32 protein-coding genes are annotated in these 26,526 nt (G+C 59.4%); all 32 read left to right on the forward strand.

All coding sequences use genetic code 11. The features are described 5' to 3' along the window. Window positions 1-11 precede the first annotated feature (11 nt). The 32 genes from BOA8489_RS12055 (at window position 12) to gph (ending at window position 26,497) form a co-directional block, all read left to right on the forward strand. Window positions 12-872, forward strand: coding sequence for a hydroxymethylglutaryl-CoA lyase (locus BOA8489_RS12055; RefSeq protein WP_093974284.1), 861 nt, complete (start codon window positions 12-14; stop codon window positions 870-872). Further along, window positions 869-1,648, forward strand: a complete 780-nt coding sequence (locus tag BOA8489_RS12060; protein WP_093974285.1) for a crotonase/enoyl-CoA hydratase family protein — start codon at window positions 869-871, stop codon at window positions 1,646-1,648. Before BOA8489_RS12055 ends, BOA8489_RS12060 begins: the two co-directional genes overlap by 4 nt. 55 nt (window positions 1,649-1,703) lie before the next feature. Further along, entirely contained in the window at window positions 1,704-2,207 is a 504-nt protein-coding gene (locus tag BOA8489_RS12065; protein WP_093974286.1) for a hypothetical protein, read from the forward strand. Window positions 2,208-2,540: 333 nt separating this feature from the next. Continuing rightward, window positions 2,541-2,906 (forward strand): NADH-quinone oxidoreductase subunit A, encoded by a 366-nt coding sequence (locus BOA8489_RS12070; RefSeq protein WP_093974287.1) that lies wholly within the window; start codon window positions 2,541-2,543, stop codon window positions 2,904-2,906. Then, window positions 2,897-3,430 (forward strand): NuoB/complex I 20 kDa subunit family protein, encoded by a 534-nt coding sequence (locus BOA8489_RS12075; RefSeq protein WP_093974288.1) that lies wholly within the window; start codon window positions 2,897-2,899, stop codon window positions 3,428-3,430. Before BOA8489_RS12070 ends, BOA8489_RS12075 begins: the two co-directional genes overlap by 10 nt. After that, window positions 3,427-3,639, forward strand: coding sequence for a YodC family protein (locus BOA8489_RS12080; RefSeq protein WP_093974289.1), 213 nt, complete (start codon window positions 3,427-3,429; stop codon window positions 3,637-3,639). Before BOA8489_RS12075 ends, BOA8489_RS12080 begins: the two co-directional genes overlap by 4 nt. Next, window positions 3,636-4,244: an NADH-quinone oxidoreductase subunit C gene (locus tag BOA8489_RS12085; protein WP_093974290.1), complete on the forward strand. Its 609-nt coding sequence runs from the start codon at window positions 3,636-3,638 to the stop codon at window positions 4,242-4,244. Before BOA8489_RS12080 ends, BOA8489_RS12085 begins: the two co-directional genes overlap by 4 nt. Window positions 4,245-4,249: 5 nt before the next feature. Then, complete coding sequence (locus tag BOA8489_RS12090) at window positions 4,250-4,438, forward strand: hypothetical protein (protein ID WP_093974291.1); 189 nt, start codon at window positions 4,250-4,252, stop codon at window positions 4,436-4,438. Beyond that, the gene (locus BOA8489_RS12095) at window positions 4,435-5,289 is read left to right on the forward strand and encodes a sulfotransferase (protein ID WP_093974292.1); all 855 of its coding nucleotides are present in this window, start codon (window positions 4,435-4,437) and stop codon (window positions 5,287-5,289) included. The genes BOA8489_RS12090 and BOA8489_RS12095 overlap by 4 nt, the downstream gene beginning before the upstream one ends. Beyond that, window positions 5,289-6,497, forward strand: a complete 1,209-nt coding sequence (locus BOA8489_RS12100) for an NADH-quinone oxidoreductase subunit D (RefSeq protein ID WP_093974293.1) — start codon at window positions 5,289-5,291, stop codon at window positions 6,495-6,497. Before BOA8489_RS12095 ends, BOA8489_RS12100 begins: the two co-directional genes overlap by 1 nt. Before the next feature lie 2 nt (window positions 6,498-6,499). Further along, window positions 6,500-6,856: a hypothetical protein gene (locus BOA8489_RS12105; protein ID WP_093974294.1), complete on the forward strand. Its 357-nt coding sequence runs from the start codon at window positions 6,500-6,502 to the stop codon at window positions 6,854-6,856. Further along, window positions 6,856-7,929: an NADH-quinone oxidoreductase subunit NuoE gene (gene nuoE / locus BOA8489_RS12110; RefSeq protein ID WP_093974295.1), complete on the forward strand. Its 1,074-nt coding sequence runs from the start codon at window positions 6,856-6,858 to the stop codon at window positions 7,927-7,929. The genes BOA8489_RS12105 and nuoE overlap by 1 nt, the downstream gene beginning before the upstream one ends. 77 nt (window positions 7,930-8,006) lie before the next feature. Next, window positions 8,007-8,561: a helix-hairpin-helix domain-containing protein gene (locus BOA8489_RS12115; protein WP_093974296.1), complete on the forward strand. Its 555-nt coding sequence runs from the start codon at window positions 8,007-8,009 to the stop codon at window positions 8,559-8,561. Between the two features lie 131 nt (window positions 8,562-8,692). Next, entirely contained in the window at window positions 8,693-8,929 is a 237-nt protein-coding gene (locus BOA8489_RS12120; protein ID WP_245813813.1) for a DUF5337 domain-containing protein, read from the forward strand. Between the two features lie 42 nt (window positions 8,930-8,971). Further along, window positions 8,972-10,270, forward strand: a complete 1,299-nt coding sequence (gene nuoF, locus BOA8489_RS12125; protein ID WP_093974297.1) for an NADH-quinone oxidoreductase subunit NuoF — start codon at window positions 8,972-8,974, stop codon at window positions 10,268-10,270. 211 nt (window positions 10,271-10,481) lie between these two features. Next, on the forward strand, window positions 10,482-10,766 hold the full coding sequence (locus tag BOA8489_RS12130; RefSeq protein WP_141138289.1) for a hypothetical protein: 285 nt from the start codon (window positions 10,482-10,484) through the stop codon (window positions 10,764-10,766). A gap of 10 nt (window positions 10,767-10,776) precedes the next feature. After that, entirely contained in the window at window positions 10,777-11,004 is a 228-nt protein-coding gene (locus BOA8489_RS12135) for a hypothetical protein (protein WP_093974299.1), read from the forward strand. Between the two features lie 248 nt (window positions 11,005-11,252). Continuing rightward, on the forward strand, window positions 11,253-11,663 hold the full coding sequence (locus tag BOA8489_RS12140) for a DUF5333 domain-containing protein (RefSeq protein WP_093974300.1): 411 nt from the start codon (window positions 11,253-11,255) through the stop codon (window positions 11,661-11,663). Between the two features lie 48 nt (window positions 11,664-11,711). After that, on the forward strand, window positions 11,712-13,721 hold the full coding sequence (gene nuoG / locus BOA8489_RS12145) for an NADH-quinone oxidoreductase subunit NuoG (protein ID WP_093974301.1): 2,010 nt from the start codon (window positions 11,712-11,714) through the stop codon (window positions 13,719-13,721). A gap of 102 nt (window positions 13,722-13,823) precedes the next feature. After that, on the forward strand, window positions 13,824-14,861 hold the full coding sequence (gene nuoH / locus BOA8489_RS12150) for an NADH-quinone oxidoreductase subunit NuoH (RefSeq protein WP_093974302.1): 1,038 nt from the start codon (window positions 13,824-13,826) through the stop codon (window positions 14,859-14,861). Between the two features lie 3 nt (window positions 14,862-14,864). Next, window positions 14,865-15,359: an NADH-quinone oxidoreductase subunit NuoI gene (gene nuoI / locus BOA8489_RS12155; protein WP_093974303.1), complete on the forward strand. Its 495-nt coding sequence runs from the start codon at window positions 14,865-14,867 to the stop codon at window positions 15,357-15,359. Then, window positions 15,356-15,760 (forward strand): carboxymuconolactone decarboxylase family protein, encoded by a 405-nt coding sequence (locus BOA8489_RS12160; protein ID WP_093974304.1) that lies wholly within the window; start codon window positions 15,356-15,358, stop codon window positions 15,758-15,760. The genes nuoI and BOA8489_RS12160 overlap by 4 nt, the downstream gene beginning before the upstream one ends. Beyond that, a complete protein-coding gene (locus BOA8489_RS12165) occupies window positions 15,760-16,374 on the forward strand; it encodes an NADH-quinone oxidoreductase subunit J (RefSeq protein WP_093974305.1) in 615 nt (204 codons plus the stop codon). Before BOA8489_RS12160 ends, BOA8489_RS12165 begins: the two co-directional genes overlap by 1 nt. A 3-nt stretch (window positions 16,375-16,377) precedes the next feature. Further along, the gene (locus tag BOA8489_RS12170) at window positions 16,378-17,109 is read left to right on the forward strand and encodes a hypothetical protein (protein WP_093974306.1); all 732 of its coding nucleotides are present in this window, start codon (window positions 16,378-16,380) and stop codon (window positions 17,107-17,109) included. A 17-nt stretch (window positions 17,110-17,126) separates the two neighbouring features. Then, on the forward strand, window positions 17,127-17,432 hold the full coding sequence (gene nuoK / locus BOA8489_RS12175; RefSeq protein ID WP_093974307.1) for an NADH-quinone oxidoreductase subunit NuoK: 306 nt from the start codon (window positions 17,127-17,129) through the stop codon (window positions 17,430-17,432). A gap of 5 nt (window positions 17,433-17,437) precedes the next feature. Continuing rightward, window positions 17,438-19,555, forward strand: coding sequence for an NADH-quinone oxidoreductase subunit L (gene nuoL, locus BOA8489_RS12180; protein ID WP_093974308.1), 2,118 nt, complete (start codon window positions 17,438-17,440; stop codon window positions 19,553-19,555). Then, complete coding sequence (locus tag BOA8489_RS12185) at window positions 19,555-21,114, forward strand: NADH-quinone oxidoreductase subunit M (RefSeq protein WP_093974309.1); 1,560 nt, start codon at window positions 19,555-19,557, stop codon at window positions 21,112-21,114. Before nuoL ends, BOA8489_RS12185 begins: the two co-directional genes overlap by 1 nt. After that, on the forward strand, window positions 21,114-22,550 hold the full coding sequence (gene nuoN / locus BOA8489_RS12190) for an NADH-quinone oxidoreductase subunit NuoN (protein WP_093974310.1): 1,437 nt from the start codon (window positions 21,114-21,116) through the stop codon (window positions 22,548-22,550). The genes BOA8489_RS12185 and nuoN overlap by 1 nt, the downstream gene beginning before the upstream one ends. Before the next feature lie 87 nt (window positions 22,551-22,637). Beyond that, the gene (locus BOA8489_RS12195) at window positions 22,638-23,390 is read left to right on the forward strand and encodes a biotin--[acetyl-CoA-carboxylase] ligase (RefSeq protein WP_093974311.1); all 753 of its coding nucleotides are present in this window, start codon (window positions 22,638-22,640) and stop codon (window positions 23,388-23,390) included. 16 nt (window positions 23,391-23,406) lie between these two features. Continuing rightward, window positions 23,407-24,183, forward strand: a complete 777-nt coding sequence (locus BOA8489_RS12200) for a type III pantothenate kinase (protein WP_093974312.1) — start codon at window positions 23,407-23,409, stop codon at window positions 24,181-24,183. Continuing rightward, on the forward strand, window positions 24,180-25,850 hold the full coding sequence (locus BOA8489_RS12205) for a ribonuclease J (RefSeq protein WP_093974313.1): 1,671 nt from the start codon (window positions 24,180-24,182) through the stop codon (window positions 25,848-25,850). Before BOA8489_RS12200 ends, BOA8489_RS12205 begins: the two co-directional genes overlap by 4 nt. Then, window positions 25,847-26,497, forward strand: a complete 651-nt coding sequence (gene gph / locus BOA8489_RS12210) for a phosphoglycolate phosphatase (RefSeq protein ID WP_245813815.1) — start codon at window positions 25,847-25,849, stop codon at window positions 26,495-26,497. The genes BOA8489_RS12205 and gph overlap by 4 nt, the downstream gene beginning before the upstream one ends. Window positions 26,498-26,526: the final 29 nt, after the last annotated feature.

Below are 26,526 nucleotides of genomic sequence, written 5' to 3' on the forward strand. Positions count from 1 at the left end.
GAATTTGCGCTTTGAGTGAGCGGGTCGAGATTGTCGAGGTGGGGCCGCGGGACGGGTTGCAGAACGAGGCGCGCGCGATTTCGGTGACGGAGAAGGTGAGGCTGGTTGACGCTTTGTCCCTCGTTGGGTTTCGGCGGATCGAAGTGGCGAGTTTTGTGTCTGAGAAATGGGTGCCGCAGATGGCGGGATCGGGTGAGGTATTGGGCGCAATAACGCGGGTATCGGGGGTGCGGTATGGAGCCTTGGTGCCGAATATGCGCGGGCTTGAGGCGGCTTTGAAGGCCGGGGCAGATGAGGTGGCGGTGTTTGCATCGGCCTCGGAAGGCTTCAGTCAGGCCAATATCAATGCCTCGATTGCGGAGAGTCTGGAGCGGTTTCGTCCTGTTTTAGCGCGGGCGCGTGAGGTTGGCGTGCCGGTGCGAGGCTATGTGAGTTGTGTGACGGATTGTCCGTATGATGGGCTGGTCGCGCCTGAGGCGGTGGCGCGGGTGGCTGGTGAATTGCGCACCATGGGGTGTTTTGAAGTGTCGCTTGGGGACACGCTGGGGCGGGCTGCGCCTGAGCGGGTGGATGCGATGCTTGGGGCGGTGTTGGAGCGTGTTGAGGCGCGGGCCTTGGCGGGGCATTTTCATGACTCGTTCGGGCGGGCTTTGGAGAACGTCTCGGTGGCGCTGGGCCGGGGGGTAAGGGTGTTCGATGCCTCGGTTGCGGGGTTGGGCGGTTGTCCTTATGCGCCGGGGGCCGCGGGGAATGTCTCTAGTGAGAGTTTGGCGGCGTTTCTGGAGGCGGCTGGATTTGAGCACGGGTTGGAAATAGAGCGCCTTCGCGCGGCGGCGGATGTGGCGGTTGGGTTGTGGGAGGCGGATGGATGACGGTGGTCGGGTTTGAAGAAGATGCGCGCGGGGTGGCGCGGGTGACCTTGCAGCGAGCCGAAAAGCGCAATGCAATGTCGGGGGAGATGATTGCGGAACTGGCTGAAGTGGCCGCGCGGATTGGGGCGTCGTCGAGCATCCGGGTGGTGGTGTTGGCGGCCGAAGGCGACGTGTTTTGTGCGGGCGGCGATCTGAACTGGATGCGGGCACAGATGGTAGCGGATGCAGCGACGCGGCGGCGCGAGGCGATGACGCTGGCGATGATGTTGAAATCGCTCAATGAATTGGATGTGCCGGTGATTGGGCGGGTGCAGGGGAATGCCTTTGGGGGCGGCGTTGGCTTGATGTCAGTCTGTGATCTTGTGGTGGCCGTGGAAGGCGCGAAATTCGGGCTTACGGAGACGCGGCTGGGGCTGATCCCCGCGACGATAGGGCCCTATGTCGTGGCGCGGATCGGCGCCGCCCGGGCGCGGCGGGTGTTCTTTTCGTCGCGGGTGTTTGACGTGGGCGAGGCGGTGGATCTGGGGTTGGTGGCGCGAGTGGTTCCGGCGCACGATCTGGACGCGGCGGTGGAGCGCGAGGTAGCGCCGTATTTCGCCTGTGCGCCGGGGGCGGTGGCGGAGGCCAAGCAACTGGTGCGCAATTTGGGGCCGGTGATCGATGAGGGCGTGATATCGGCAAGTGTGGATGCGTTGGTCAAGAGGTGGGAGAGCGACGAGGTGGACGAGGGGACCGCAGCGTTCTTTGAGCGGCGTCCGGCGGTCTGGATGCGCTAACTTTTTGTTCACCCGGACGGACTATTGATACCCGGAGCGATAAGGAAATCGATAGATGATTGGTGCAATTGGAGATCAGGCTGCCGCCTATGCAAGACCGTCGGGCGCGGAAGCGGGCAGGCGGGGCGAGGCGGTTGGTCAACAGGCCAAGGCGGCGGTTGCTGCCGCTCGCGATGCCGGGGCTGAACTGCCGAAAAATGCGCAGGGATTGGCGGCTTCGGGGATTGCACGCGGGGCCGATCCGGCGAGTATTTTTGCCGCTCTGGTGACGGAGGTTGCACCGTCTGATGCGGGCGGGGATGTGGGCGGTGTGCCGACCACCGCGGTTGACGAGCCGGGCGTGACCTCCGAGGCGGGGTCGGTCGACGTGCCGGTGGATGCAGCCCCTTCGGCGCCGATTGCGCCGCTGCCGCCGAGCGTTGTGGAAGGCGAGGCTAGCGAGACGCCATCAGTCGATGACGTGGGCGAAGTGGTGCAGGTGGCCATGTCCGAAAGCGCATTGTCGGTTGATGACGGTGCGGTTGCGCTTGAATTGCTGACCGCAGCACAGGCCGGCTGAAACAGCCGGGCGCGACCTGAGTTTGCAGGAGCCGGACGTGCAGGATCGTGGCTGTGATCTGGCGCCGGATCGATGTCGGGTTGCGCACGGTTTGACGGTGCCCCTGCCAGCGTGGCGGCACAAACTGGCGCATAGCTTTTGGCGGGCGCCGTGAATTGCGGCGCGAGCGCGCGAGCTGTCGCAGAAGCGGGCCTCCAGACCTTTGCGGTTCATGACGAATTGATGCTGTTTCAGCCGCCTCGCGGCGTTGACCCCGCCGCAAGGCACAAGTAGGTATTAGGGCGACAAGGCCGCGCGCGATAAACGACGCGGTCCACAGACGGAGCCCGACGCGTGGAAGATATCCTTCGAGACTACCTGCCGATCCTTGTCTTTCTGGGACTTGCGATTGCTTTGGGAGCGGTTTTGCTGCTGGCGGCGGTGTTTGCCGCGCCAAGCGATCCCGATCCGGAAAAACTCTCGGCCTACGAATGTGGTTTCAACGCATTTGACGACGCAAGGATGAAATTCGATGTGCGGTTTTACCTCGTCTCGATCCTTTTCATCATTTTCGACCTGGAAATCGCATTCCTGTTCCCTTGGGCGGTAGCCTTTGGGGGGCTGAGCGATGCCGCGTTCTGGTCGATGATGGTGTTCCTCGTCGTGTTGACCATCGGTTTTGCCTATGAGTGGAAAAAAGGAGCTCTCGAATGGGAGTGAGCGCAGGCTTGAACACGGCGGGTGCAGATCGTGAGGTTGCGACGCAGACGCTGAATAAAGAGTTGCAGGACAAAGGTTTCCTTGTGACTTCGACCGACGATATCGTGAATTGGGCGCGCACCGGGTCCTTGCACTGGATGACGTTCGGTCTGGCCTGCTGCGCGGTCGAGATGATGCACACCTCGATGCCGCGCTATGACCTTGAGCGGTTCGGTACAGCGCCGCGCGCTTCGCCGCGTCAGTCCGATCTGATGATCGTGGCCGGCACGTTGACCAACAAGATGGCACCCGCGCTGCGCAAAGTTTACGACCAGATGCCCGAGCCACGCTATGTGATTTCGATGGGATCCTGCGCGAATGGCGGCGGGTATTATCATTACAGCTATTCCGTGGTGCGCGGCTGCGACCGGATTGTGCCTGTCGATGTCTATGTGCCGGGCTGTCCTCCGACGGCCGAGGCGTTGCTTTACGGCATCCTTCAGTTGCAGCGCAAAATTCGTCGGACCGGTTCAATTACAAGATGAGCAATGCGACCGGAATTTCGGTGGGAGACGTTGTCCGCCTGAAAAGCGGTGGTCCGGCCATGACGGTCGAAAGCGTGATTTCCGGCGATGTCGTGACCTGCATCTGGTTCAGCGAAGAGCGGAAATTCAACACGTTTTTCGTCACTTCGACGCTGACGACCGCAACGGCAGAGGCGGTCGATGACAAAGACAAAAGGACAATGCCATGAGTGAGGCCCTCACCGAGCTTGCAACACATATCGAGTTGAAGCGCCCCGACTGCGTGATCTCATGGGACATCGCTTTTGGCGAATTGACGATCAACGCGACGCAATCGTCGCTGCCCGGTTTTGTCGAGTTTCTGAAGACCGACACGACGTGCCGGTTTTCGACGCTGGTTGATATCACGGCCGTCGATCACCCGGACCGCGATCAGCGGTTCGATATGGTGTATCACTTCCTCAGCATGTATCAGAACCACCGCATTCGCCTGAAGGTCGGTGTGCGCGAAGATGATATCGTGCCGTCGCTGACAGGGGTTCATTCCGGCGCGAACTGGTTCGAGCGCGAAGTTTTCGACATGTTCGGCATTCTGTTTTCGGGGCATCCCGACCTGCGCAGGATCCTGACTGATTACGGGTTCCGCGGCTATCCTTTGCGTAAGGACTTCCCGACGACGGGATATACTGAGCTGCGTTACGACGAGGAGCAGAAACGCGTGGTGTATGAGCCTGTATCGTTGGTGCAGGAGTATCGTCAGTTCGATTTCATGTCGCCGTGGGAAGGGGCCGAATACATCCTTCCGGGTGACGATAAGGCCGAGGCCAAGGGGTAGCGATCATGGGCGGCGGTTTGCCAATTCTGTTTGCGATGATCTGGGTGGCCTTGCTGGTTATCCCGTTCTGGAAGCTGTTGCCGCGCTATGGGATCTCGAAGTATTTCGCACCGCTGGCGGCAATGCCGGCGATTGCTTTGGTTCTGCTTTGGATTATGGCGTTCAAGGAAGATGTGGAAGGCCCGCGCTCATGACGGTGCTGTTCTTTTGCGTGGGTGCCGCGAAGGCCGGGACAAGCTGGCTGCATCGTCAGTTGGCGGACCATCCGGAATGCCATTTTCGCGCGATCAAGGAGCTGCATTATTTTGATGCGTTGGAACACGGGCGGATTGATCGCCAAATCGACCATCATCAGGCGCAGCAGTTGGCTTTGAAGGACCGTCTTGCCGTGCGGGGCGCGGCCCCGAGTGCGGCGCAGTTGCAGCGGTTGGCAGATCGGGCCGAGTGGCTTGAGGTGTTGCGGCGCGGCGAGGATGAGGCGGTGTATCTGGATTATGTTCAGCGCGGCGCGGCGGCGGGGCAGGTTGTCGGGGAGATGACCCCGGCTTATGCGCTTTTGCCGTCGGAACGTTTGGAGCGTATGGCGCGGATGACGGGCGACGTGCGGATGCTTTATGTTCTGCGCGATCCGGTTGAGCGGCTTTGGAGCCACGTGCGGATGATCGCGGCACGGCGGGATGACGCGGGCGAGGTGACGGCGCGGCGCTGTGCGAACATCTTGAAGCGCGTGTTTCGGGGTGAAGAGGATCAGATCGTGATGCGATCGGATTACGCGGGGGCCTTGGCGCGGTTGGCGGTGGTGCCTCGGCTTTTGGTTGAGGTATTCGAGGACATGGTCGCGGGGCCGGGTTTTGCGCGGATTTGCGATTTTCTGGGGATCTCGCGGGTTCAGGGCGCTTTGGCCCCTGTGCATGTGGGTCAGAGCCTTGCAATGAGCCCCGATCAAAGACAGGCGGCGGCGGCGTATCTCGCTCCGCAGTATGATGCAGCGGCGCGCGCATTGGGTGGATTGCCCGACGCGTGGAGCCGGAAAGGACGTATGTGATGGACGGTAATTTCGACGACGCTTTGACAGGCGAACAGAAGATCCGGAATTTCAACATCAACTTCGGCCCGCAGCACCCTGCGGCGCACGGGGTCTTGCGGCTGGTGCTTGAGCTGGACGGCGAGATCGTCGAGCGGTGCGATCCGCATATCGGGCTTTTGCATCGTGGCACCGAAAAGCTGATGGAAAGCCGGACGTATCTGCAGAACTTGCCGTATTTCGACCGGCTGGATTATGTGGCGCCGATGAACCAGGAACACGCTTGGTGTCTGGCGATCGAGAAACTGACGGGTACCGAAGTGCCGCGGCGCGCCAGTCTGATCCGAGTTTTGTATTCCGAGATTGGCCGGGTGCTGAACCACCTGTTGAACGTCACGACGCAGGCTTTGGACGTTGGCGCTTTGACGCCGCCGCTTTGGGGCTTTGAAGAGCGCGAAAAACTGATGGTGTTTTATGAGCGGGCTTGCGGAGCGCGGCTTCATGCGGCGTATTTCCGGCCCGGTGGTGTGCATCAGGATCTGCCACCCGAACTGATCGAGGATATCGACACATGGGCACAGGAATTCCCCGCCGCTCTGGCCGATATTGACGGGCTGTTGACCGAGAACCGGATCTTCAAGCAGCGCAACGTGGATATCTGCGTGATTAGCCAGGAAGAGGCTTTGGAATGGGGCTTTTCGGGTGTGATGGTGCGCGGGTCCGGCATGGCATGGGATTTGCGGCGCTCGCAGCCTTATGAGTGCTATGACGAGTTCGATTTCCAGATCCCGGTCGGCACGAACGGCGATTGTTATGACCGGTATCTGTGTCGGATGGCCGAGATGCGCGAGTCGGTGAAGATCATCCGTCAGGCCTGCGAGAAGTTGCGCAATGAGCCAGGTGACGTGATGGCGCGGGGCAAGATCACGCCGCCGTCGCGAGGGGATATGAAGACCTCGATGGAAGCGCTTATTCACCACTTCAAGCTGTATACCGAAGGCTTCCACGTTCCCGAGGGCGAGGTCTATGCCGCTGTGGAAGCACCGAAGGGCGAGTTTGGTGTGTATCTGGTGGCAGACGGGACGAACCGGCCGTACCGCGCGAAGATCCGTGCGCCGGGCTTCCTGCATTTGCAGGCCATGGATCATATTTCCAAGGGACATCAGCTTGCGGACGTGGCGGCGATTATCGGCACGCTGGATGTCGTGTTCGGCGAGATTGATCGGTAGGCATGGCTTCTGGGATTTTCATATTGGTGTCTGCGATGGCGCTTTTGGTGACGGATGGTCTGACCGTTTTGGTCATGCGTGATCCGGTGGCCGGATTGGCGCGCATCGATCACCATCTGGAAGACTTGCCTCAGGTCATGGCCGGGCGGTATCTCACGTTATTCGTACTGGCACTTGGGGCCGCCATTCATGGTGATCCCATTGTCTTTTTTGGCCTGTTTGTCGCCTTCGCGGTCGCAAGTGCGGCTGATACGTTCATCTATGCCCGAAAGGGCAAGAAATACGGACCTCATCTGGCTGCGGGCGTTGCCTCGGTTGCAGGTGCAGGCCTTAGCCTTATAGCCGCAGGAGCCAATTGATGCTGCGCCGACTTCACAAAGACCAACCCGACCATTTCGCGTTCACCGACGCCAACCTTGCCTGGGCCGAGGCTCAGATCAAGAAGTACCCGGAAGGGCGTCAGGCCAGCGCGATTATCCCGCTGTTGTGGCGCGCGCAGGAGCAGGAAGGCTGGCTGACACGGCCTGCGATGGAAGCGGTCGCGGCGATGCTGGATATGGCCTATATCCGGGTGCTTGAGGTTGCGACGTTTTACTTCATGTTCCAGCTTCAACCCGTTGGATCGGTTGCACATATTCAGGTCTGCGGCACGACGTCCTGCATGATTTGCGGGGCTGAGGATCTGATTGGCGTCTGTAAGGAAAAGATCGCCAAACGTGCGCATGATCTGTCCGCGGATGGTAAGTTTTCATGGGAAGAGGTCGAATGCCTCGGGGCTTGTGCGAATGCGCCGATGGCGCAGATCGGCAAGGACTATTACGAGGATCTGACGGCGGCGCGTCTGGGCGAGATCATTGACGAGATGGCGGCGGGTAAGGTCCCTGTGCCGGGGCCTCAGCAGGGGCGCTATGCGGCCGAGCCTGCGGGGGGTCTTACGTCTTTGAAGGATCATGAAAGTGGTCGGGCCAAGTACAATGCCAGTGCGCAGGCGGCGGTCGATATCGGCGATACGATCAAGCGGATCGACGGCACCGAGGTGCCGCTTTTGACGCCTTGGATTGCGGCCGGGGACACGATTACCAAATCGCGTGAGGCCGAGGTCAAGACTCTTGCCCGGTCGAAGGAGCCGGCCTCTTCCGAGGCCAAAGCCAAAAAGATCGCCCGCCCCGAACAGGGCAGCGTTGCCCCCGAAGGCGCAAAGCCCGCAGGGTTTGGCGAAGCGCGCGGCGGTCAGGCGGATGATCTGAAAAAGATCAAGGGCGTCGGGCCGAAGCTGGAAAAGCTTCTGAACAGCCTTGGGTTTTTCCACTTTGACCAGATCGCCAACTGGACGGCGGATGAGATCGCCTGGGTCGACGACAATCTGGAGGGTTTCAAGGGCCGCGTGACGCGCGATGAATGGGTCGCGCAGGCCAAGGTGCTTGCAGATTAATCGGATCAACAGAAATTTTGCCTAAACGCGAATCCTGATATATCCATGGTCCGTCAGAAGAATTTGGAGGCGCGTTAATGTCACGACACACTCAAGGCTCGCTTGCGATTGTGGGAGCAATTGCTGGAGCTGTCTTCCTGGTTGCGTTCGTTGCGATGTATGTTCTCAGTGACTACTCGATTTCGGCGGCAGTGTTTTTGGCGTTGCTTCCGGCGGCGGCAGCGGCGGTTGTTCTGTACCGGGGATTTGCGGATGGAGCGCAAGCGGCTCGCCCTGCAGCACCGGTTGCCGCGCCAGCTCCGAAGCCTGCACCTGTGGCTGCTGAGGCTGAGGCGGCGCCCGCGCCTGTTGCGGCTGCGGCAGAGGGCAAGCCTGCCGGATTGGACGGCCCGCGCGAGGGAGGTGCTGATGATCTCAAGAAAATCAAGGGCGTCGGCCCAAAGCTTGAGAAGCTATTGAATTCAATGGGATACTGGCATTTTGACCAGATCGCCGCATGGGGCGAAAGCGACGTGGCCTGGGTTGACGAGAACCTTGAAGGCTTCAAGGGACGCGTGTCGCGCGACAATTGGGTATCTCAGGCCAGCACGCTTGCAAGCGGCGGCGAGACCGAGTTTTCCAAGCGCGCCTGACCGGCTTTTTGCGCTTTTCGTGGCCCCTGGGGCCGCGCACAAGATCAGGTGAGGGCGACAAACCGCCCCGCCATTCTCGAAGGGAACAAAGAGAGCGCCGGCCAATGGCGCCTCGCGAAAAAGTGGACCATATGAGCGATATGAGCGACGATCGGAACCATCAGAAGTCACAGTCGCGACAGGCTCGGCTTGTTTCGGTGGTGATTGCGTCAACGATGATCCTTTGGATGTTGGCGCAGTTCGTTGGCCGAGAACTGGGGCTTCCCTCTCGCTACGTTTTCCTGTTTGACCTGTTTGCGCTGGCCGGGTTCTTTTGGGCCCTTGTGGTGACCTGGCAAATCTGGCGTAAACGACGCGACACGGAATGATTTACGGGCAGAGGACATCTCTGCACGAATAACGAGGTAGACATGCTCGAAGACAAGGACCGCATCTTCACGAATATCTATGGGATGCACGATCGCACGTTGAAGGGCGCGCAGGCGCGCGGCCATTGGGATGGCACGGCGGGTATCATCCAGAAGGGGCGCGACTGGATCGTCGATCAGATGAAGGCCTCGGGGCTTCGTGGTCGTGGCGGTGCGGGGTTCCCGACGGGTCTGAAATGGTCCTTCATGCCGAAGGAAAGCGACGGTCGTCCGAGCTATCTGGTGGTGAATGCCGACGAGAGTGAGCCGGGGACTTGCAAGGACCGCGAGATCATGCGCCACGATCCGCATACGCTGGTCGAAGGCTGTCTGATTGCGTCTTTCGCGATGCAGGCGCACGCCTGTTATATCTATATTCGTGGCGAATACATCCGCGAGAAAGAGGCGCTTCAGGCCGCGATCGATGAGGCCTATGACGCTGGTCTGGTGGGCAAGAATGCCGCCGGGTCGGGGTGGGATTTCGACATTTATCTGCATCACGGCGCGGGCGCGTATATTTGCGGCGAGGAAACCGCGCTGCTGGAAAGCCTTGAGGGCAAGAAGGGTATGCCGCGGATGAAGCCGCCATTCCCGGCGGGTGCGGGGCTTTACGGCTGTCCGACGACGGTTAACAACGTTGAATCGATAGCCGTTGTGCCGACCATTCTGCGCCGCGGGCCTGAGTGGTTCGCAGGCTTTGGGCGTCCCAACAACTCGGGCACCAAGCTGTTTGCGATCTCTGGTCATGTGAACCAGCCCTGTGTGGTCGAAGAGGCAATGTCGATTTCGTTCGAAGAACTGATCGAACGTCATTGCGGTGGTATTCGCGGCGGCTGGAAAAACCTGAAAGCGGTGATTCCGGGTGGATCGTCGGTGCCGTGTATTCCCGGCAAGGTGATGAAAGAAGACGCGATCATGGATTTCGACTGGCTGCGCGAACAGCGGTCGGGGCTGGGAACGGCCGCCGTGATCGTGATGGACAACGACACCGATATCATCAAGGCGATTTGGCGCTTGTCGAAGTTCTACAAGCACGAAAGCTGTGGTCAGTGTACGCCTTGCCGCGAGGGTACGGGCTGGATGATGCGCGTGATGGATCGACTGGTGCGCGGCGACGCCGAACCGCACGAGATCGACATGCTGCTGGATGTGACAAAGCAGGTCGAAGGGCACACGATCTGCGCCCTTGGAGATGCGGCGGCTTGGCCGATTCAGGGGTTGATCCGCCATTTCCGCGATGAGATCGAGGACCGGATCAAACATAAGCGGTCGGGGCGGTCATCGGTCGTGGCGGCGGAGTAATCCTTCAAAAACGATGAAAACCTGATATTTACGGCAGATCCCTAGGGTGTGCCGTCCAGGTGACGTAGCGTGATTTTGCTCTCTTAAGGGCACATTTACCTGTGACATTTAGGAAAAATGGATTACTTCCACCTTGGGGAAGCTGGTCAAAGCTGCGCGGGACCCCGGGTTTGGCATAAAAAAGCTTCGGGGCAGGCGACGGGACGACTTTATGTACATAGCTTTTGCGTTTTTGCAGATTGGCATGGCGACGGCCTGTCTTTTTTTCGTGACCAGTTCAACGGTGAAGCCGATGTGGTCTTCGATTGCGTTCATTCTGACCGGACTGGTGTTCTTCGGAAACGGCCTGCGCGTTGCGCTTGATATGTTCGGCAGTGATTTCGCCTTTTACCTGCACAGTATGGTTTTCCCTTACGCGTCCGGTGCGATGGTTGCGTTGTTGTTCGTGACCGGATCAATTCTTGCCTATCGCGCGTTGAGCGGCGGCAAGCTTTGAGGACAGGCGGATGATCCGTTTCTGGGACGGATTTCTGAGTGCCCTGGGGGCCTTTCTGACATTGATCTTGATCGGCGTGCCCTTGTGGGGCGCGGTTTCGGCGCTGCGGGCTGACCTTTTGCCGGTTTGGGCATGGGGACCCGTGGTGGGTCTGGGATTTGTCGGACTGGTGATGGCGGGCGCGTTTCTGCGCAAGGCCGGACGGGGTGTTCATCCGCTGCGTGACAGGCGCCGGTAAAGACGAATCCGTCATGAGGCGTAACGTACTTCACGGGCTTTCCGGACAGCCTTGAATGGCGTGAAATTCAACCATATCAGATGATTAGGCGATTGGTATCTGCTGGCGCACGGCAGGAAAACGCTCACATTCTGGGGATTGTGTGTCACTTCGTGATGGCGGCCTCAACATTTGCAGGCAAGCGTTCTATATCAAGGTGGACAAGCGGGGAGCGGGACCCGGATTGTCGAAAAACGAGCAGGTAAAACGTGAACGAATTTGTTAAAAAGCTGGGAATTCTGGCTGTCGCGGTGTCGATATCGACGCCTGTGGCAGCGCTTGAGCCATTGCATCAAAACCGCACCGTGGTCTCGGGCTTTTATGCGATGGGCCTTGCAGACATCGTGCGTCGCAACTGCGACGAGATCGCGCCGCGCTATTTGCGGGCATACAATTACCTCAAAGCCTTGGAAAAATACGCGCTGGATGCGGGCTATACCCCTGCTCAGATTGAGGAATTGACGGACAATCGCGAGGAAAAACAAAAGCTTAAGGGGCGTATTGAAGCCGATCTGGCGAAACGGGGCGCCACGGCCGAAACGCCGCAAGGGTATTGCACTGTTGGCCGCGAAGAAATAGCCAAGAACAGTGCGGCAGGTCGCCTGCTTCGCGCAAAATGACACGTCGCCCGGACGCGAGGCGGCGGAACCTAAGGGAACCGAAGTCTAATGTCCGATCTGAGAAAGATCATCATCGACGACAAGGAAGTCGAAGTTGATCCGGCACTGACGCTGATTCAGGCCTGCGAGCAGGCCGGGATCGAAATTCCGAGATTCTGCTATCACGAGCGTTTGTCCATCGCGGGCAACTGCCGGATGTGTCTGGTCGAAGTTGTGGGCGGGCCGCCAAAGCCCGCCGCGTCCTGTGCGATGCAGGTCAAGGATTTGCGCCCCGGCCCGGAAGGGCAGCCGCCTGTCGTGAAGACCAAGTCTCCGATGGTGAAGAAGGCGCGCGAAGGCGTGATGGAGTTTCTGCTGATCAACCACCCGCTGGAATGCCCGATTTGCGATCAGGGCGGCGAGTGCGATTTGCAGGATCAGGCGATGGCTTACGGCGTGGATTTCTCGCGCTATCGGGAACCCAAGCGGGCTTCGGACAACATGGATTTGGGGCCTTTGGTCGGCACCGCCATGACGCGCTGTATTTCGTGTACGCGGTGTGTGCGGTTTATCACCGAAGTCGCGGGCATGCCCGAGTTGGGGCAGACGGGCCGTGGTGAGGATTCCGAGATTACTTCATATCTGGGGCAGACGCTGGATAGCGAGTTGCAGGGCAATATCGTTGATCTTTGCCCCGTGGGGGCTTTGACGTCGAAGCCTTATGCGTTCACGGCGCGTCCGTGGGAGCTGACGAAGACCGAGACAATCGATGTGATGGACGCGCTTGGGTCGAATATTCGGGTCGACACCAAGGGACGCGAAGTCATGCGGATCTTGCCGCGCAATCATGATGGCGTGAACGAAGAATGGTTGTCGGACAAGTCGCGTTATGCCTGGGACGGTTTGAGGCGTCAGCGGTTGGACACGCCTTACATTCGCGAGAATGGCAAGTTGCGCGCAGCGAGCTGGCCGGAAGCGCTAGGCGCTGCTGCGGCGGCGATGTCGGGCAAGAAAGTTGCCGGGCTGATCGGTGATCTGGCTCCGGTTGAAGCGGCGTTTGCTTTGAAGGAATTGATCGAGGGTCAGGGCGGCTCGGTCGAGTGCCGTGTTGACGGCGCTGATCTGCCTGTCGGGAACCGGTCGGGTTATGCCGGGACGGCGGCAATCGAGGATATCGATACGGCTGAAGCGATCATGCTGGTCGGCGCGAACCCACGGGCCGAAGCGCCTGTGCTGAACGCCCGGATCCGCAAGGCCTGGGCCAAAGGGGCCAAGGTTGGTGTCGTCGGTGAAGCGGTTGATCTGACTTATGATTATTTCCATCTGGGCACTGGCCGCGATGGTTTGCGGGCCCTGCGTGATGGTGATCCGACGGACGCTTTGGGACGCAATTCGCTTGTGATCGTCGGCATGGGCGCGCTTTTGAGCGATGGTGCCTTGGCCGATGCGATGGCGTTTGCCGAAAAGACCGAGTCGAAACTCCTTGTGCTTCACACGGCGGCGTCGCGCGTTGGCGCGATGGATGTGGGGGCGGTGACCGAGGGTGGCGTGTCGGCGGCATTGGACGGAGCCGATGTTGTTTACAATCTGGGCGCGGACGAAATCGAGATCGCGGCGGGTGCCACGGTGATCTATCAGGGCAGCCACGGCGACCGCGGTGCGCATCGTGCGGATATCGTGCTGCCAAGTGCCGCATGGACCGAAGAAAACGGGCTGTTCGTCAACACCGAAGGGCGGCCACAGCTTGCGCTGCGCGCGTCGTTCCCTCCGGGACAGGCCAAGGAAAGCTGGGCGATCCTTCGGGCGTTGTCGGCTGAACTGGGCGCGACGTTGCCGTATGATTCACTGGCGCAACTGCGTGCCAGGATGGTCGAGGCGGCACCGCATCTGAAGGAAATCGATCAGGTGCCACAGAACGAATGGGTGCCGGTTCAGAACACAAATACGGCTGACGGTGACTTCCACGCGGTGGTGAAGGATCACTATCTGACGAACCCGATCCTGCGGGCTGCGCCTTTGATGGGCGAGTTGCAGGCCGGGGCGCGCGAGCGGAAAGCCGGGAAACTGGCGGCAGAATAAGGCGGCGCCGGGTCTGGTTCTTTGGGCCCGGATGCTGTTTATAAGACATGTTCAAAGAACGGGACGTAACATCGTCCAAAGGAACGAAAAAGTTGGGGACGCATGGCTGACTTTCTGAGCACACCTCTGGGCATTCTGGTGACCGTCATGGCACAGGTGCTTTTGGTCATCGGTTTTGTGATGGTCTCACTGTTGTTCCTGGTCTACGGCGACCGGAAGATCTGGGCAGCTGTCCAGATGCGGCGCGGACCGAACGTGGTGGGCCCTTGGGGCATTCTGCAGACGGTTGCCGACGCGTTGAAATACGTCGTCAAAGAGATCGTGATCCCGGCGGGCGCGGATCGACCCGTATTTATTCTGGCACCGATGACGTCTTTCGTTCTTGCGATGATCGCCTGGGCGGTGATCCCATTCAGTGACACATGGGTGCTGGCCGATCTGAACGTTGCGATCCTTTATGTTTTCGCGATTTCATCGCTTGAGGTTTACGGCGTTATCATGGGTGGATGGGCGTCGAACTCGAAGTATCCATTCCTTGGCTCTCTTCGCTCGGCCGCGCAGATGATTTCCTATGAGGTCTCGCTGGGTCTGATCATCATCGGTGTGATCCTGACTACTGGGTCGATGAATTTCGGTGATATCGTACAGGCGCAGGATGGTAACTGGGGCATCTTCAGCTGGTACTGGCTGCCGCATTTTCCGATGGTTTTCCTGTTCTTTATCAGCGCCTTGGCGGAAACGAACCGGCCACCCTTCGACTTGCCGGAGGCGGAGTCGGAACTGGTCGCAGGCTATCAGGTGGAATATTCCTCGACGCCGTTCCTGTTATTCATGGCCGGTGAGTACATCGCGATTTTCCTGATGTGCGCGCTGATGTCCCTGTTGTTCTTCGGCGGCTGGTTGTCCCCGATCCCATTCATCCCGGACAGCCCGTTGTGGATGGTCGCCAAGATGGCGTTCTTCTTCTTCATCTTCGCGATGGTGAAGGCGATCGTGCCACGCTATCGCTATGACCAGCTGATGCGTCTGGGCTGGAAATGGTTCTTGCCGTTCTCGCTGATCTGGGTGGTCCTGGTGGCGTTCTTTGCAAAATTTGAGCTGTTCGGCGGCGCCTATGCCCGCTGGGCCGTGGGAGGGTAAGTCATGACCCAAATCGACTGGAACAGGGCGGGACGGTATTTCCTGCTGCTGGACATGCTGAATGGCTTCAAATTGGGGTTGAAGTATTTCTTCGCGCCGAAGGCCACGATCAACTACCCGCATGAAAAGGGCTATCTGAGCCCGCGTTTTCGCGGCGAGCATGCGTTGCGTCGTTATCCGAACGGCGAGGAACGCTGCATTGCCTGCAAGCTGTGCGAAGCGGTTTGTCCCGCGCAGGCGATTACGATTGATGCCGAGCCGCGCGATGACGGGTCGCGCCGCACGACGCGCTATGACATCGACATGACCAAGTGCATCTACTGCGGTTTCTGTCAGGAAGCCTGTCCGGTGGATGCGATTGTCGAGGGGCCGAATTTCGAGTTTTCGACCGAAACGCGCGAGGAGCTTTTCTACGACAAGGCCAAGCTTCTGGACAACGGCGAACGCTGGGAAGCCGAGATTGCCCGCAACCTTGAAATAGATGCGCCATACCGATGACAGATCCAAACAACCCTTTCGAGGCCATGATGAAAATGAGCCAGGACTGGGCGAAATCGCTCAACCCGGCATTGGAATCCTTTACGCCGAAAGGTTTCGAGGCCCTCTGGCCGACGATGCCGAAGGATGTAATGGAAGGCATCATGGGTAAGACGTTCAATCCCGAGGGATTGGATTCCAAGACCAAGCTTTTGCTGACGTTGGGGGCACTGACGATTTTGGGTGCGCAGGCCGAAGCTCAGATCAGAATGACAGTGCGCCACGCGATCGAAGCAGGCGCGACCAAGCAGGAGATCGCGGAGACCATCGCATTGGTCGGTGTGTTCGGCGGCGTACCTGCAATGACCAAAGCGATGGAACTTGCCAGTTCGGTGATGGATGCCGAAGGCGGGGAGGACTGATGACCGCGACTGTTTTTGCCTTCTACCTGTTCGCTTTGTCCTGTGTGACGGGCGGGTTTTTCACGGTGATCTCGCGCAACCCGGTGCATTCGGTGTTGTGGCTGATTCTGGCGTTCCTGTCGGCGGCGGGGTTGTTCGTGCTGTTGGGTGCTGAGTTCGTGGCGATGCTGTTGATCATCGTTTACGTCGGCGCGGTGGCGGTGTTGTTCCTGTTCGTGGTGATGATGCTGGATGTCGATTTCGCGGAATTGAAGGCGGAAATGACGAAGTATCTGCCGTTGTCACTGATGATCGGTCTGGTCTTGATGATGCAGTTGGCGATTGCTTTCGGCGTCTGGAAGACGGCTGAGGGAGTCGAGATCGGAACGGTGCCGGACGCGATTGCGGGTGGCGGTGAGCATAACACTCAGGCGCTTGGTCTGGTGCTTTACGATCAGTATTTCCTGTTGTTCCAGTTGTCGGGTCTGATCCTGTTGGTGGCGATGATCGGGGCGATTGTCCTGACGCTGCGGCATCGGGTCGACGTCAAGCGGCAGGATCCGTTGCAGCAAATGTACCGCGATCCCGGAAAGGCGATGGTTATGAAGGACATCAAGCCGGGGCAGGGTCTGTAATTCATGGCGCAACGCGGCGGCATATTCACGGCATTTCGCAACATCTTCCGGTTTGCAATCTGGGCGCTGGCGGGTTTGCTGGTGGCGGCGCTATGGTTCAATTGGCAGGCGGGCGATGACGTCGTGGCGGTTGCGCCGGATGTCGTGCTGCCCGAGATCGGTGCCGATGCCGCGCCGGTGACCGAAGCTGTCGAGGAAACCGCTGAAGAGGCCGTCGAGGAAGCACCCGAGATCAGTGACCCGGTTGCGGACGTGGTGGAAGAGGCCGCTGACGCGGCTGACGCTGCGGCGGATGAGGTCGAAGAGGCTGTCGCGGATGTGGCCGAGGCTGTCGAGGCTGTCGAAGACACCGTGGCCGAGGTCGTCGAGACGGTGGAAGAAGCAACCGACGCCGTGCAAGAGGGTGTTGTGGAAGCGGTAGAAGACGCTTCAACCGACGCGACCCCGACCGACACGACCACCATTTCGATCCCCGGCACCGACACTTCATTCACATTGATAAACGCCTTTCGCCGTGACAACGGCTTGATCGAGGCGACCACCGAGCAACTGACGGGCGGCACCGGCGCAACCTTGTGGCTGATAAGCTGCGCACCCCTGGCGGTGGGCGAGATCGCCACGGGGCCAAGTGCCGGCGAATTGAGCCCGCGCGTCGACGCCCCCGAGATGACGGAAATTACCCTGAGCGATGCGCGCGCGATGATCGCCGCGACCGCCTGTGGTGTGATGAGATGAAAGACGGAAAGTAGCCTATGATCGGACTTGAACATTATCTCACGGTGGCGGCGACGCTGTTCGTCATTGGGATCTTCGGCATCTTTCTGAACAGGAAGAACGTCATCATTCTGTTGATGTCGATCGAGCTGATGCTTTTGGCGGTGAACATCAATCTGGTGGCCTTTTCGGCGTATCTGGCGGACCTCACGGGTCAGGTGTTCACGCTGTTCGTTCTGACGGTTGCTGCGGCTGAGGCCGCGATTGGTCTGGCGATCCTCGTCTGCTTCTTTAGAAACCGCGGCACGATTGACGTTGAAGACGTCAACGTGATGAAGGGGTAAGGGACATGGAAACCATCATCCTTTTCTCTCCGCTTGTCGGTGCTTTGATCTGCGGGTTTGGCTGGAAGCTTATCGGTGAGAAGGCCGCGCAGTATACGGCGACTGGCTTCTTGTTCCTTGCGTGTTTCCTGTCGTGGATCGTGTTCCTGACGTTCAACGGCGAAACGCAGCAAATTCAGATTTTGCGTTGGATCGAGTCAGGGTCTTTGTCGACGGACTGGGCCATTCGGCTGGACCGGCTGACGGCGATCATGTTGATCGTGATTACGTCCGTCTCGGCACTCGTGCACCTTTATTCCTTCGGCTACATGGCGCACGACGAGAATTTCGACGACGCAAAGGAAAGCTATCGCCCGCGCTTCTTTGCCTATCTGTCGTTCTTTACCTTCGCGATGCTGATGCTGGTGACAGCCGACAACCTTGTGCAGATGTTCTTTGGCTGGGAAGGCGTGGGCCTGGCGTCCTATTTGTTGATCGGCTTTTACTTCCGCAAGCCAAGCGCGAATGCCGCGGCGATCAAGGCGTTTGTGGTCAACCGTGTGGGTGACTTTGGCTTTGCTCTGGGCATTTTCGCGATCTTCTTCATGGTCGACTCGATCCGCTTTGACGATATTTTCGCCGCTGCTCCTGAGTTGGCCGAGGCGAAGATCAGCTTTCTTTGGACCGAGTGGAATGCGATTGAGCTGATTTGCGTGCTGCTGTTCATCGGCGCGATGGGCAAGTCTGCGCAGTTCATCCTGCACACATGGCTGCCGGACGCGATGGAAGGCCCGACGCCCGTGTCGGCTCTGATCCACGCCGCGACCATGGTGACGGCGGGTGTGTTCCTTGTCTGCCGGATGTCTCCGCTGATGGAATTCGCGCCAATGGCGACGAACTTCATCATCATCATGGGCGCGGTCACGGCGTTTTTTGCCGCGACCGTGGGTCTGGTTCAGAACGATATCAAACGCGTTATCGCCTATTCGACCTGTTCGCAGCTTGGGTACATGTTCGTGGCCGCTGGCGTCGGAGTTTATTCCGTCGCGATGTTCCACCTTCTGACGCACGCGTTCTTCAAGGCGATGTTGTTCCTTGGGGCCGGATCCGTGATCCACGGGATGCACCACGAGCAGGACATGCGAAACTATGGCGGTCTGCGCCACAAGATGCCTTACACATTCTGGGCGATGATGATCGGCACGCTGGCGATTACGGGCGTGGGTATTCCGTTGCTCTATATCGGGTTCCCGGTCGGTTTTGCCGGGTTCGTGTCCAAGGATGCGATCATCGAGAGCGCCTTTGCGGCGACCGATCCTGCGGCGCGCTTTGCGTTCTGGTCACTGGTCGTGGCGGCGCTGTTCACCAGTTTCTACAGCTGGCGCCTGATGTTCATGACGTTTTACGGCGAGCCGCGCGGCGACAAGCATACCCATGAGCACGCGCATGAAAGCCCGATGACCATGGTGGCACCCTTGGGCGTGCTGGCGATCGGGGCGATTTTTGCGGGCATGGTCTGGTACAAGCCATTCTTTGGCAGCGAGGAAGCGGTCGACAAGTTCTTTGGCGTCACGAAGTCGGAAGAGCACGCGCAGGTTCTGATGATCGGAGCGGCCTACGCTGCGACCGAGACCGCCGATGATACTCATGGCGAAGCCAAGGACGACCACGACGCTGTGGCGGCCGTTCCGGGGCAGGGCGCCTTGTATCGCGCGCCGGACAATCACGTGTTGCACGATGCGCATTACGTACCGGTTTGGGTCAAACTGAGCCCGTTCTTTGCGATGCTGATCGGTTTCCTGACGGCTTATCAATTCTATATCCGCCAGCCCGACTGGCCGGGGAAACTGGCTGAAAACCAGAAGCATCTGTATCAGTTCCTGCTGAACAAATGGTACGTGGACGAGATTTACGACTTCCTGTTCGTGAAGCCTGCGATGTGGCTGGGCCGGTTCCTGTGGAAGAAGGGCGACGGCAATGTCATCGACGGAGGCCTCAATGGGCTGGCGATGGGCGTTGTGCCGTTTTTCACGCGGCTCGCCGGACGGGCGCAGTCGGGATACATCTTCACTTACGCCTTCTGGATGGTGATCGGGATCGCGTTTCTGATCACATGGATGACGCTGTCGGGGGGAGCTGAATAATGCTTTTCGACAACCTCCTTTCGATTGTCACTTTCATTCCGCTGATCGGTGCGGCGATCATGGCGCTGTTCCTGCGTGGTGAAGATGCGGCGGCGCAGGCCAATGCCAAGTGGCTGGCTCTGGCGGCGACCACGGCGTCGTTCCTGGCGTCCTTGTTCCTGCTGACGGGCTTTGATGCGTCGAACCCGGACTTCCAGTTTGTGGAAGAGAGCGAATGGATTCTCGGTCTGACCTACAAGATGGGTGTGGACGGGATTTCGATCCTGTTCGTCATGCTGACCACTTTCCTGATGCCGCTGGTTATTCTGGCGTGCTGGGATGTGACGCACCGGGTGAAGGAATACATGATTGCCTTCCTCGTGCTGGAAACGCTGATGCTTGGCGTATTCTGCGCGCTGGATCTGGTGCTGTTCTATCTGTTCTTCGAAGGCGGTCTGATCCCGATGTTCCTGATCATCGGCATCTGGGGCGGCAAGGAGCGGGTTTACGCATCTTTCAAGTTCTTCCTTTATACCTTCTTCGGCTCGGTCCTGATGCTGGTCGCGATGATCGCGATGTATGTGGACGCGGGCACGACGGATATCGCGGCCCTGTTGCGCCACAACTTCTCGTCCAAGGTGCTGGACGTCTGGGGCTTTACGATCATCGGCGGCTTGCAGACGCTGTTGTGGCTGGCGTTCTTCGCGTCTTTCGCGGTGAAAATGCCGATGTGGCCGGTGCATACGTGGTTGCCGGACGCGCACGTGCAGGCCCCGACGGCGGGCTCGGTCGTGCTGGCTGCGATCCTGTTGAAAATGGGCGGATATGGCTTTTTGCGTTTCAGCCTGCCGATGTTCCCGATTGCGTCTGATTTGCTGGCGGACTTCGTGCTGTGGCTGTCGGCGATTGCGATTGTCTACACCTCGCTGGTGGCTCTGATGCAGGAAGATATGAAGAAGCTGATCGCTTATTCATCCGTGGCACACATGGGGTTCGTGACAGCAGGTATCTTTGCGGCGAACCAGCAGGGGCTGGACGGGGCGATCTTTCAGATGATCAGCCACGGGTTTATCTCGGGCGCGTTGTTCCTGTGTGTTGGCGTGATCTATGACCGGATGCACACGCGCGAGATCGACGCCTATGGCGGTCTGGTGAACCGGATGCCGGCCTATGCGCTGGTCTTCATGCTGTTTACGATGGCAAACGTTGGCCTGCCGGGAACGTCCGGTTTCGTAGGTGAATTCCTGACACTTGTCGGCATGTTCCAGGCGAACACATGGGTGGCCGCGGTCGCGACGACGGGTGTGATCCTGTCGGCAGGCTATGCGCTTTGGCTGTATCGTCGGGTGGTGATGGGGGATCTCATCAAGGAAAGCCTGAAGTCGATCACCGACATGACCTCGCGCGAGCGCTGGATATTCGCGCCGCTGATCGTGATGACGCTGCTTTTGGGGGTCTATCCGGCCCTTGTCATTGATATTATCAGCCCGTCCGTGGCCAACCTCCTGGGTGGCTATGAGACCGCGCTGGCTGATTACGCCGCCGAAAACATGATCGCGGCCAACGGAGGGGGCAACTGATGCAACCCGGTGATCTTTCAGTAATTCTGCCCGAGATTATCCTGTCGCTGTTTGCGATGGCCGGTCTGATGGTCGGAGCCTATGGCGGCAAAGACAAGACCGCGCCGATGCTGGTCTGGACGACAAGTGCGCTGATGGTGGCGCTGGCGGCATGGATCGGCCTGCAGGGGGCGGGTCGCGCGGTGGCATTCGGCGGCATGTTCATCGACGACGGATTTGCGCGTTTTGCCAAGGTGACGGTGCTTTTGTCGGCGGCGGCGATCCTGTTGATGAGCGAAGGCTATATGCAGCGGCGCGGATTGTTGCGGTTCGAGTATCCTTTGCTGATCGCGCTGGCGGCTGTCGGCATGATGATGATGGTCTCGGCGGGTGATCTGATCGCGCTTTACATGGGCTTGGAGCTGCAATCGCTGGCTTTGTATGTTGTCGCGTCCTTGCGTCGTGACAGCGTGAAGTCGACGGAAGCCGGTCTGAAGTATTTCGTGCTGGGCGCCTTGTCGTCGGGTCTGTTGCTTTACGGGGCATCGCTGACCTATGGCTTTGCAGGGACGACGTTGTTCAGCGGGATCATCGAGGCGGCGCAAGGCGAACTGCCTTTGGGGCTGCTGTTTGGATTGGCGTTCATCTCGGCCGGTCTGGCGTTCAAGGTCTCGGCAGCACCGTTCCACATGTGGACGCCGGATGTGTACGAAGGTGCGCCGACGCCGATCACCGCGTTCTTTGCAACCGCGCCGAAGATGGCCGCGATGGGGCTGTTTGCGCGGGTTGTGCATGACGCCTTCGGTGGGATCGTCGGGGACTGGCAGCAGATCCTGGCTTTTCTGTCTGTGGCCTCGATGTATCTGGGCGCTGTGGCGGCGATCGGACAGACCAATATCAAGCGCCTGATGGCCTATTCGTCGATTGCGCATATGGGCTTTGCCCTGATGGGTCTGGCGGCTGGCACGGCTTTTGGCGTGCAGGCGATGCTGGTCTATATGGCGATCTATATCACAATGAATATCGGGACATTCGCCTTTATCATGTCGATGGAAAAGGATGGCGCGCCCGTGGTGACGATTGCGTCCTTGTCCCAATATTCACGGCGTGATCCGTTGAAGGCACTGGCGATGCTTGTTTTGTTGTTCTCGCTGGCGGGTGTGCCGCCTTTGGTCGGGTTCTTCGGCAAGTATTACGTGCTTTTGGCGGCGGTGGACGCAGGCCTTGGCTGGCTGGCAGTGGCCGGTGTGATCGCGTCAGTGATCGGTGCGTTCTATTATCTGCGCATTGTGTATCTAATGTATTTCGGCGCGGAAGACAGCGAGCTGGATGCGGGCGCTTCGCCGATATTGTCGGGCTTTCTTGTGGCATCGGCGGCGATCATGGTTTTGGGGGTTGTGAACCTCTTTGGGGTCGAGGCGGTTGCGGAAGCTGCGGCGGCGACGCTTGTCAACTAGGGGGCGGTTTCGCGCCTTTGGCGCGATCCGCTGGGGGTTTCACCCCCAGACCCCCAGGATATTTTTGCCAAAAAGAAAGCTGTTGTCGTGACGCGGGAGCCGTTGCCCTGGCCCGAGGGGGTTGACCGCATTGTGTTGGATGAGGTCGACAGCACGATGGCCGAGGCGGCGCGGCGGGCGTCTTCCTTGGCGCGACCCACATGGATCATGGCGCGGCATCAGACGGCGGCGCGGGGGCGGCGCGGCAAGGTCTGGTCCAATCCTGCAGGAAATTTCGCCGCGACTTTCGTGATGAAGCCGGGCGGATCGCCGGCGTCCGCGGCTTTGCGGTCGTTTGCAGCCGCCAATGCCTTGTTCGAGGCTCTGGCGATGAAGGTGGACCGGGATGCTTTGTCGTTGAAGTGGCCGAATGATGTGCTTTTGAATGGTGGCAAGGTGGCCGGTATTCTGCTGGAGAGCACCGGGCGGGGCGGAGTCATCGAGTGGTTGTCGGTAGGGATCGGCGTGAACCTGATGACCGTGCCGGGGGATGTGGGGCGCACCGATTTTCCGCCTGTTTCGCTTGTGGGTGAGGGGGGCGAGGCCTGTGACGGGGATGAGTTTCTGTCATTGCTGGCGTCGAATTTCGCCACCGAGGAGCGGCTATTGCAGGAGTTCGGGTTTGCTCACATCCGGGAGAAATGGCTGAAGCATGCGGCGCGTCTTGGTGAGGTAATCACGGCGCGAACCTCGAAAGGCGAGGTGATGGGCACTTTCGAGACGGTGGACGAGGCGGGGCATCTTGTGCTTTTGACGCCCAAAGGACGGGTGACGATCCCGGCGGCAGACGTTTATTTCTAAGGAAAGGAGGGCTGGGATGCTCCTCTGTATCGATACAGGCAACACGAACACGGTGTTCTCGATCTGGGACGGTCAGGCGTTTATCGGCACGTGGCGCGCGTCGACCGAGCATCAGCGTACCGCCGACCAGTATTTCGTCTGGTTGTCGACCTTGATGGCCGCCAAGGGATTGCAGGAAGTGGTGATCGACGAAGTGGTGATTTCATCCACGGTGCCGCGGGTTGTGTTCAATCTGCGCGTGCTGTGCGATCGGTATTTCGGGTGCCGCCCGTTGGTGGTCGGCAAGCCCGAGTGTTTGTTGCCGGTGCCGTCGCGGGTAGATGAGGGCGTGCGCCCTGGACCTGATCGTCTGGCGAATGCCGCGGGTGCGTTTCGTCGCCACGGTGGCAATGCCGTGGTCGTTGATTTCGGCACAGCGACGAATTTCGATGTGGTGGCCGAGGATGGCGCTTATGTGGGGGGCGTGATAGCGCCGGGTGTGAACCTGAGCCTGGAAGCCCTGGCTGCGGGGGCTGCGGCCTTGCCGCATGTGGACATTACGCAACCCGAAAAAGTCATCGGCACCAATACGGTGGAATGCATTCAATCCGGTGTCTTTTGGGGCTATACGGGCCTGATCGAAGGGATCACCGCGCGCATCAAGGCGGAATACGGCGCGCCGATGAAGGTGATCGGCACCGGAGGTCTTGCGCCGCTCTTTGCCAAAGGTGACATGCTTTTCGACACGGTCGAAGACGATTTGACGATGTTTGGCCTGACGGTCATTCATCGCTTTAACAAGGAAAATAAATGAGTAACGAGCGGCTGATATATCTCGCCTTGGGCGGGGCCGGTGAAATTGGAATGAATGCCTATGTCTACGGATGGGGCGCGCCGGACAAGGAACGGCTGATCGTCGTGGATCTTGGGGTAACCTTTCCCGAGATGGAAGGTTCGCCCGGAGTGGACCTGATTTTTGCGGATGTGGAATGGCTGGAAGCACGGCGGGATCGGATCGAAGGCATCTTTATCACTCATGCGCATGAAGACCATGTGGGCGCGGTCGGCCACCTTTGGCATCGCTTGCGTGCGCCGATCTATGCGCGGCGTTTCACGGCGCACCATGCGGCGCGCAAACTGTCCGAGCATGGCGGCGATGAGAAGGCAATCAACGTGGTCGAGCCATGGCCCGATACGCGCAAGTACGGGCCGTTTTCGGTCGGCTTTGCGCCGATCAGCCATTCGATTCCGGAAAGCTCGTCTTTGGTGATCGACACGCCGGCGGGGCGCATCGTGCACACCGGCGACTTCAAGCTGGACAGGACGCCGTTGGTTGGCGAGCCTTGGGACCCTGATCTTTGGGCCGGGATCGCGGCAGGAGGCGTGAAGGCATTGGTTTGCGATTCGACCAATGTGTTTTCGCCTCATGCGGGGCGGTCCGAGGCGACCGTTGGTCCCGAGATCACGGAATTGGTGAGCGATGCCAAGGGGATGGTGATTGCGACGACCTTTGCGTCGAACGTCGCACGGGTGAAAACCCTGGCCGAGGCGGGTGTGGCGGCGGGCCGTTCGGTTTGCCTATTAGGGCGCGCGATGCGGCGCATGGTCGAGGCCAGTGTCGAGACGGGTGTGTTGACGGATTTCCCAACCGTGGTCAGCCCCGAAGAGGCAGGTGATATCCCGCGCGAGAACCTGATGTTGTTGGTCACGGGCTCGCAAGGCGAACGGCGAGCGGCGTCGGCGGGGCTCAGTCGGGGAAAGTATCTGGGACTTGAGGTGAAGGAAGGCGATCTTTTCCTGTTTTCCTCGAAGACCATTCCCGGCAATGAACGTGGTGTCGCGCGGATCATTAACGCGTTTTCCGAAAAGGGCGTTGACGTGGTCGATGAGAATTCCGGCGGGCATTATCACGTATCGGGCCATGCGAACCGGCCTGACCTGGACACGATGCACGCATTGGTCAAACCGCAGATGGTGATCCCGATGCACGGCGAGCACCGGCACCTGCGCGAACACGCGAAACTGGCCGAAAGCAACGGATTGCAGTCGATTGTAGCGCCGAACGGGGCGGTCGTGGATATGACCGGCAACCGTCCGAAGATCGCCGAATACATCGAGGCGGGGCGGACGTATCTGGACGGCGCGGTGCAGATCGGCGCGTTGGACGGCGTGGTGCGCGACCGTATTCGAATGGCGCTTAACGGACATGTGCTGGTGACGCTGATCCTTGAGGACAACGACGCGCTTGGCGACCCTTGGGTCGAGATTTCCGGGTTGCCGGAAACCGGGCGTTCGAAGGCGGCCTTGGTAGATGTGCTGGAAGAAGATCTGGGCCAGTTCGTTGGGCGCGCCAAGCGCAAGACTCTCTCTGATGACGAGGCTTTGGAAAAAGAGTTGCGCCAGATCGTCAGAAAGACCGCGCTTGACGAGATCGGCAAGAGGCCGGAAGTGACGGTTGTGATTTCCCGTTTGAGCGCATGATGTTACCGGTTGTCTTTGATCTTGATGGAACGCTGATTGACAGTCTGCCGGATGTCACAAAGGCGGTGAATTTGCTGTTGGCGGAAGAGGGTCAGCCGCTGTTGCCGCAGTCGGTCGTGAACACCTTTGTCGGCAGTGGCGAGAAGGTCTTGATGCAGCGCCTGATCGCGGCGACAGCGTTTACTGAGGCGGATGCGGAACGGCTGATGCCGCGCTTCATCGCGCATTACAAGACGGCCGCTTTGGACACCCGATTGTTTCCCGGCGCGCGCTCGGCTTTGGACCGTCTGCGCGCGGCGGGAGTTCCCATCGGGCTTTGCACCAACAAGCCGCGTGCGCCCCTGGTGCCGACCCTGGAGGCAGCGGGGTTGGGAGATGTGTTCGGTGTTGTGGTGGCGGGCGACGACCTGCCGCTGCGCAAGCCCGATCCCGCGCCGTTGTTTCATTGCTTTCGCGCCCTCGGAGCGGAAACCGGGATCTACGTTGGTGATAGCGAGGTGGACGCCGAGACTGCAAAACGGGCCGGTGTGCCGTTTGTGATCTATGTCCACGGCATCCGGGTCAGTCCGATTGAAGATATCCCCCACGATGTGAGTTTTGAGGATTTCGCTGCACTCGATGAGATCTTGCGCACGCTTCAGACCTGACGTGACGCGAACTGTGCCTTTCGTGTCAG

The sequence above is a fragment of the Boseongicola aestuarii genome (genome assembly GCF_900184815.1).
In the GTDB taxonomy this organism is placed as follows: domain Bacteria; phylum Pseudomonadota; class Alphaproteobacteria; order Rhodobacterales; family Rhodobacteraceae; genus Boseongicola; species Boseongicola aestuarii.

What these genes read in the sequence shown, in the direction of transcription:
- BOA8489_RS12075 (WP_093974288.1), top strand. Translation starts at nt 2,897, where the DNA reads ATGGGAGTGAGCGCAGGCTTGAACACGGCGGGTGCAGATCGTGAGGTT.
- BOA8489_RS12095 (WP_093974292.1), top strand. Translation starts at nt 4,435, where the DNA reads ATGACGGTGCTGTTCTTTTGCGTGGGTGCCGCGAAGGCCGGGACAAGC.
- BOA8489_RS12090 (WP_093974291.1), top strand. Translation starts at nt 4,250, where the DNA reads ATGGGCGGCGGTTTGCCAATTCTGTTTGCGATGATCTGGGTGGCCTTG.
- BOA8489_RS12115 (WP_093974296.1), top strand. Translation starts at nt 8,007, where the DNA reads ATGTCACGACACACTCAAGGCTCGCTTGCGATTGTGGGAGCAATTGCT.
- nuoK (WP_093974307.1), top strand. Translation starts at nt 17,127, where the DNA reads ATGATCGGACTTGAACATTATCTCACGGTGGCGGCGACGCTGTTCGTC.
- BOA8489_RS12185 (WP_093974309.1), top strand. Translation starts at nt 19,555, where the DNA reads ATGCTTTTCGACAACCTCCTTTCGATTGTCACTTTCATTCCGCTGATC.
- BOA8489_RS12170 (WP_093974306.1), top strand. Translation starts at nt 16,378, where the DNA reads ATGGCGCAACGCGGCGGCATATTCACGGCATTTCGCAACATCTTCCGG.
- nuoF (WP_093974297.1), top strand. Translation starts at nt 8,972, where the DNA reads ATGCTCGAAGACAAGGACCGCATCTTCACGAATATCTATGGGATGCAC.
- nuoN (WP_093974310.1), top strand. Translation starts at nt 21,114, where the DNA reads ATGCAACCCGGTGATCTTTCAGTAATTCTGCCCGAGATTATCCTGTCG.
- BOA8489_RS12200 (WP_093974312.1), top strand. Translation starts at nt 23,407, where the DNA reads ATGCTCCTCTGTATCGATACAGGCAACACGAACACGGTGTTCTCGATC.
- BOA8489_RS12060 (WP_093974285.1), top strand. Translation starts at nt 869, where the DNA reads ATGACGGTGGTCGGGTTTGAAGAAGATGCGCGCGGGGTGGCGCGGGTG.
- BOA8489_RS12130 (WP_141138289.1), top strand. Translation starts at nt 10,482, where the DNA reads ATGTACATAGCTTTTGCGTTTTTGCAGATTGGCATGGCGACGGCCTGT.
- BOA8489_RS12135 (WP_093974299.1), top strand. Translation starts at nt 10,777, where the DNA reads ATGATCCGTTTCTGGGACGGATTTCTGAGTGCCCTGGGGGCCTTTCTG.
- BOA8489_RS12105 (WP_093974294.1), top strand. Translation starts at nt 6,500, where the DNA reads ATGGCTTCTGGGATTTTCATATTGGTGTCTGCGATGGCGCTTTTGGTG.
- BOA8489_RS12080 (WP_093974289.1), top strand. Translation starts at nt 3,427, where the DNA reads ATGAGCAATGCGACCGGAATTTCGGTGGGAGACGTTGTCCGCCTGAAA.
- nuoI (WP_093974303.1), top strand. Translation starts at nt 14,865, where the DNA reads ATGACCCAAATCGACTGGAACAGGGCGGGACGGTATTTCCTGCTGCTG.
- BOA8489_RS12120 (WP_245813813.1), top strand. Translation starts at nt 8,693, where the DNA reads ATGAGCGATATGAGCGACGATCGGAACCATCAGAAGTCACAGTCGCGA.
- BOA8489_RS12160 (WP_093974304.1), top strand. Translation starts at nt 15,356, where the DNA reads ATGACAGATCCAAACAACCCTTTCGAGGCCATGATGAAAATGAGCCAG.
- nuoE (WP_093974295.1), top strand. Translation starts at nt 6,856, where the DNA reads ATGCTGCGCCGACTTCACAAAGACCAACCCGACCATTTCGCGTTCACC.
- BOA8489_RS12100 (WP_093974293.1), top strand. Translation starts at nt 5,289, where the DNA reads ATGGACGGTAATTTCGACGACGCTTTGACAGGCGAACAGAAGATCCGG.
- BOA8489_RS12165 (WP_093974305.1), top strand. Translation starts at nt 15,760, where the DNA reads ATGACCGCGACTGTTTTTGCCTTCTACCTGTTCGCTTTGTCCTGTGTG.
- nuoL (WP_093974308.1), top strand. Translation starts at nt 17,438, where the DNA reads ATGGAAACCATCATCCTTTTCTCTCCGCTTGTCGGTGCTTTGATCTGC.
- BOA8489_RS12085 (WP_093974290.1), top strand. Translation starts at nt 3,636, where the DNA reads ATGAGTGAGGCCCTCACCGAGCTTGCAACACATATCGAGTTGAAGCGC.
- gph (WP_245813815.1), top strand. Translation starts at nt 25,847, where the DNA reads ATGATGTTACCGGTTGTCTTTGATCTTGATGGAACGCTGATTGACAGT.
- BOA8489_RS12205 (WP_093974313.1), top strand. Translation starts at nt 24,180, where the DNA reads ATGAGTAACGAGCGGCTGATATATCTCGCCTTGGGCGGGGCCGGTGAA.
- nuoH (WP_093974302.1), top strand. Translation starts at nt 13,824, where the DNA reads ATGGCTGACTTTCTGAGCACACCTCTGGGCATTCTGGTGACCGTCATG.
- BOA8489_RS12065 (WP_093974286.1), top strand. Translation starts at nt 1,704, where the DNA reads ATGATTGGTGCAATTGGAGATCAGGCTGCCGCCTATGCAAGACCGTCG.
- nuoG (WP_093974301.1), top strand. Translation starts at nt 11,712, where the DNA reads ATGTCCGATCTGAGAAAGATCATCATCGACGACAAGGAAGTCGAAGTT.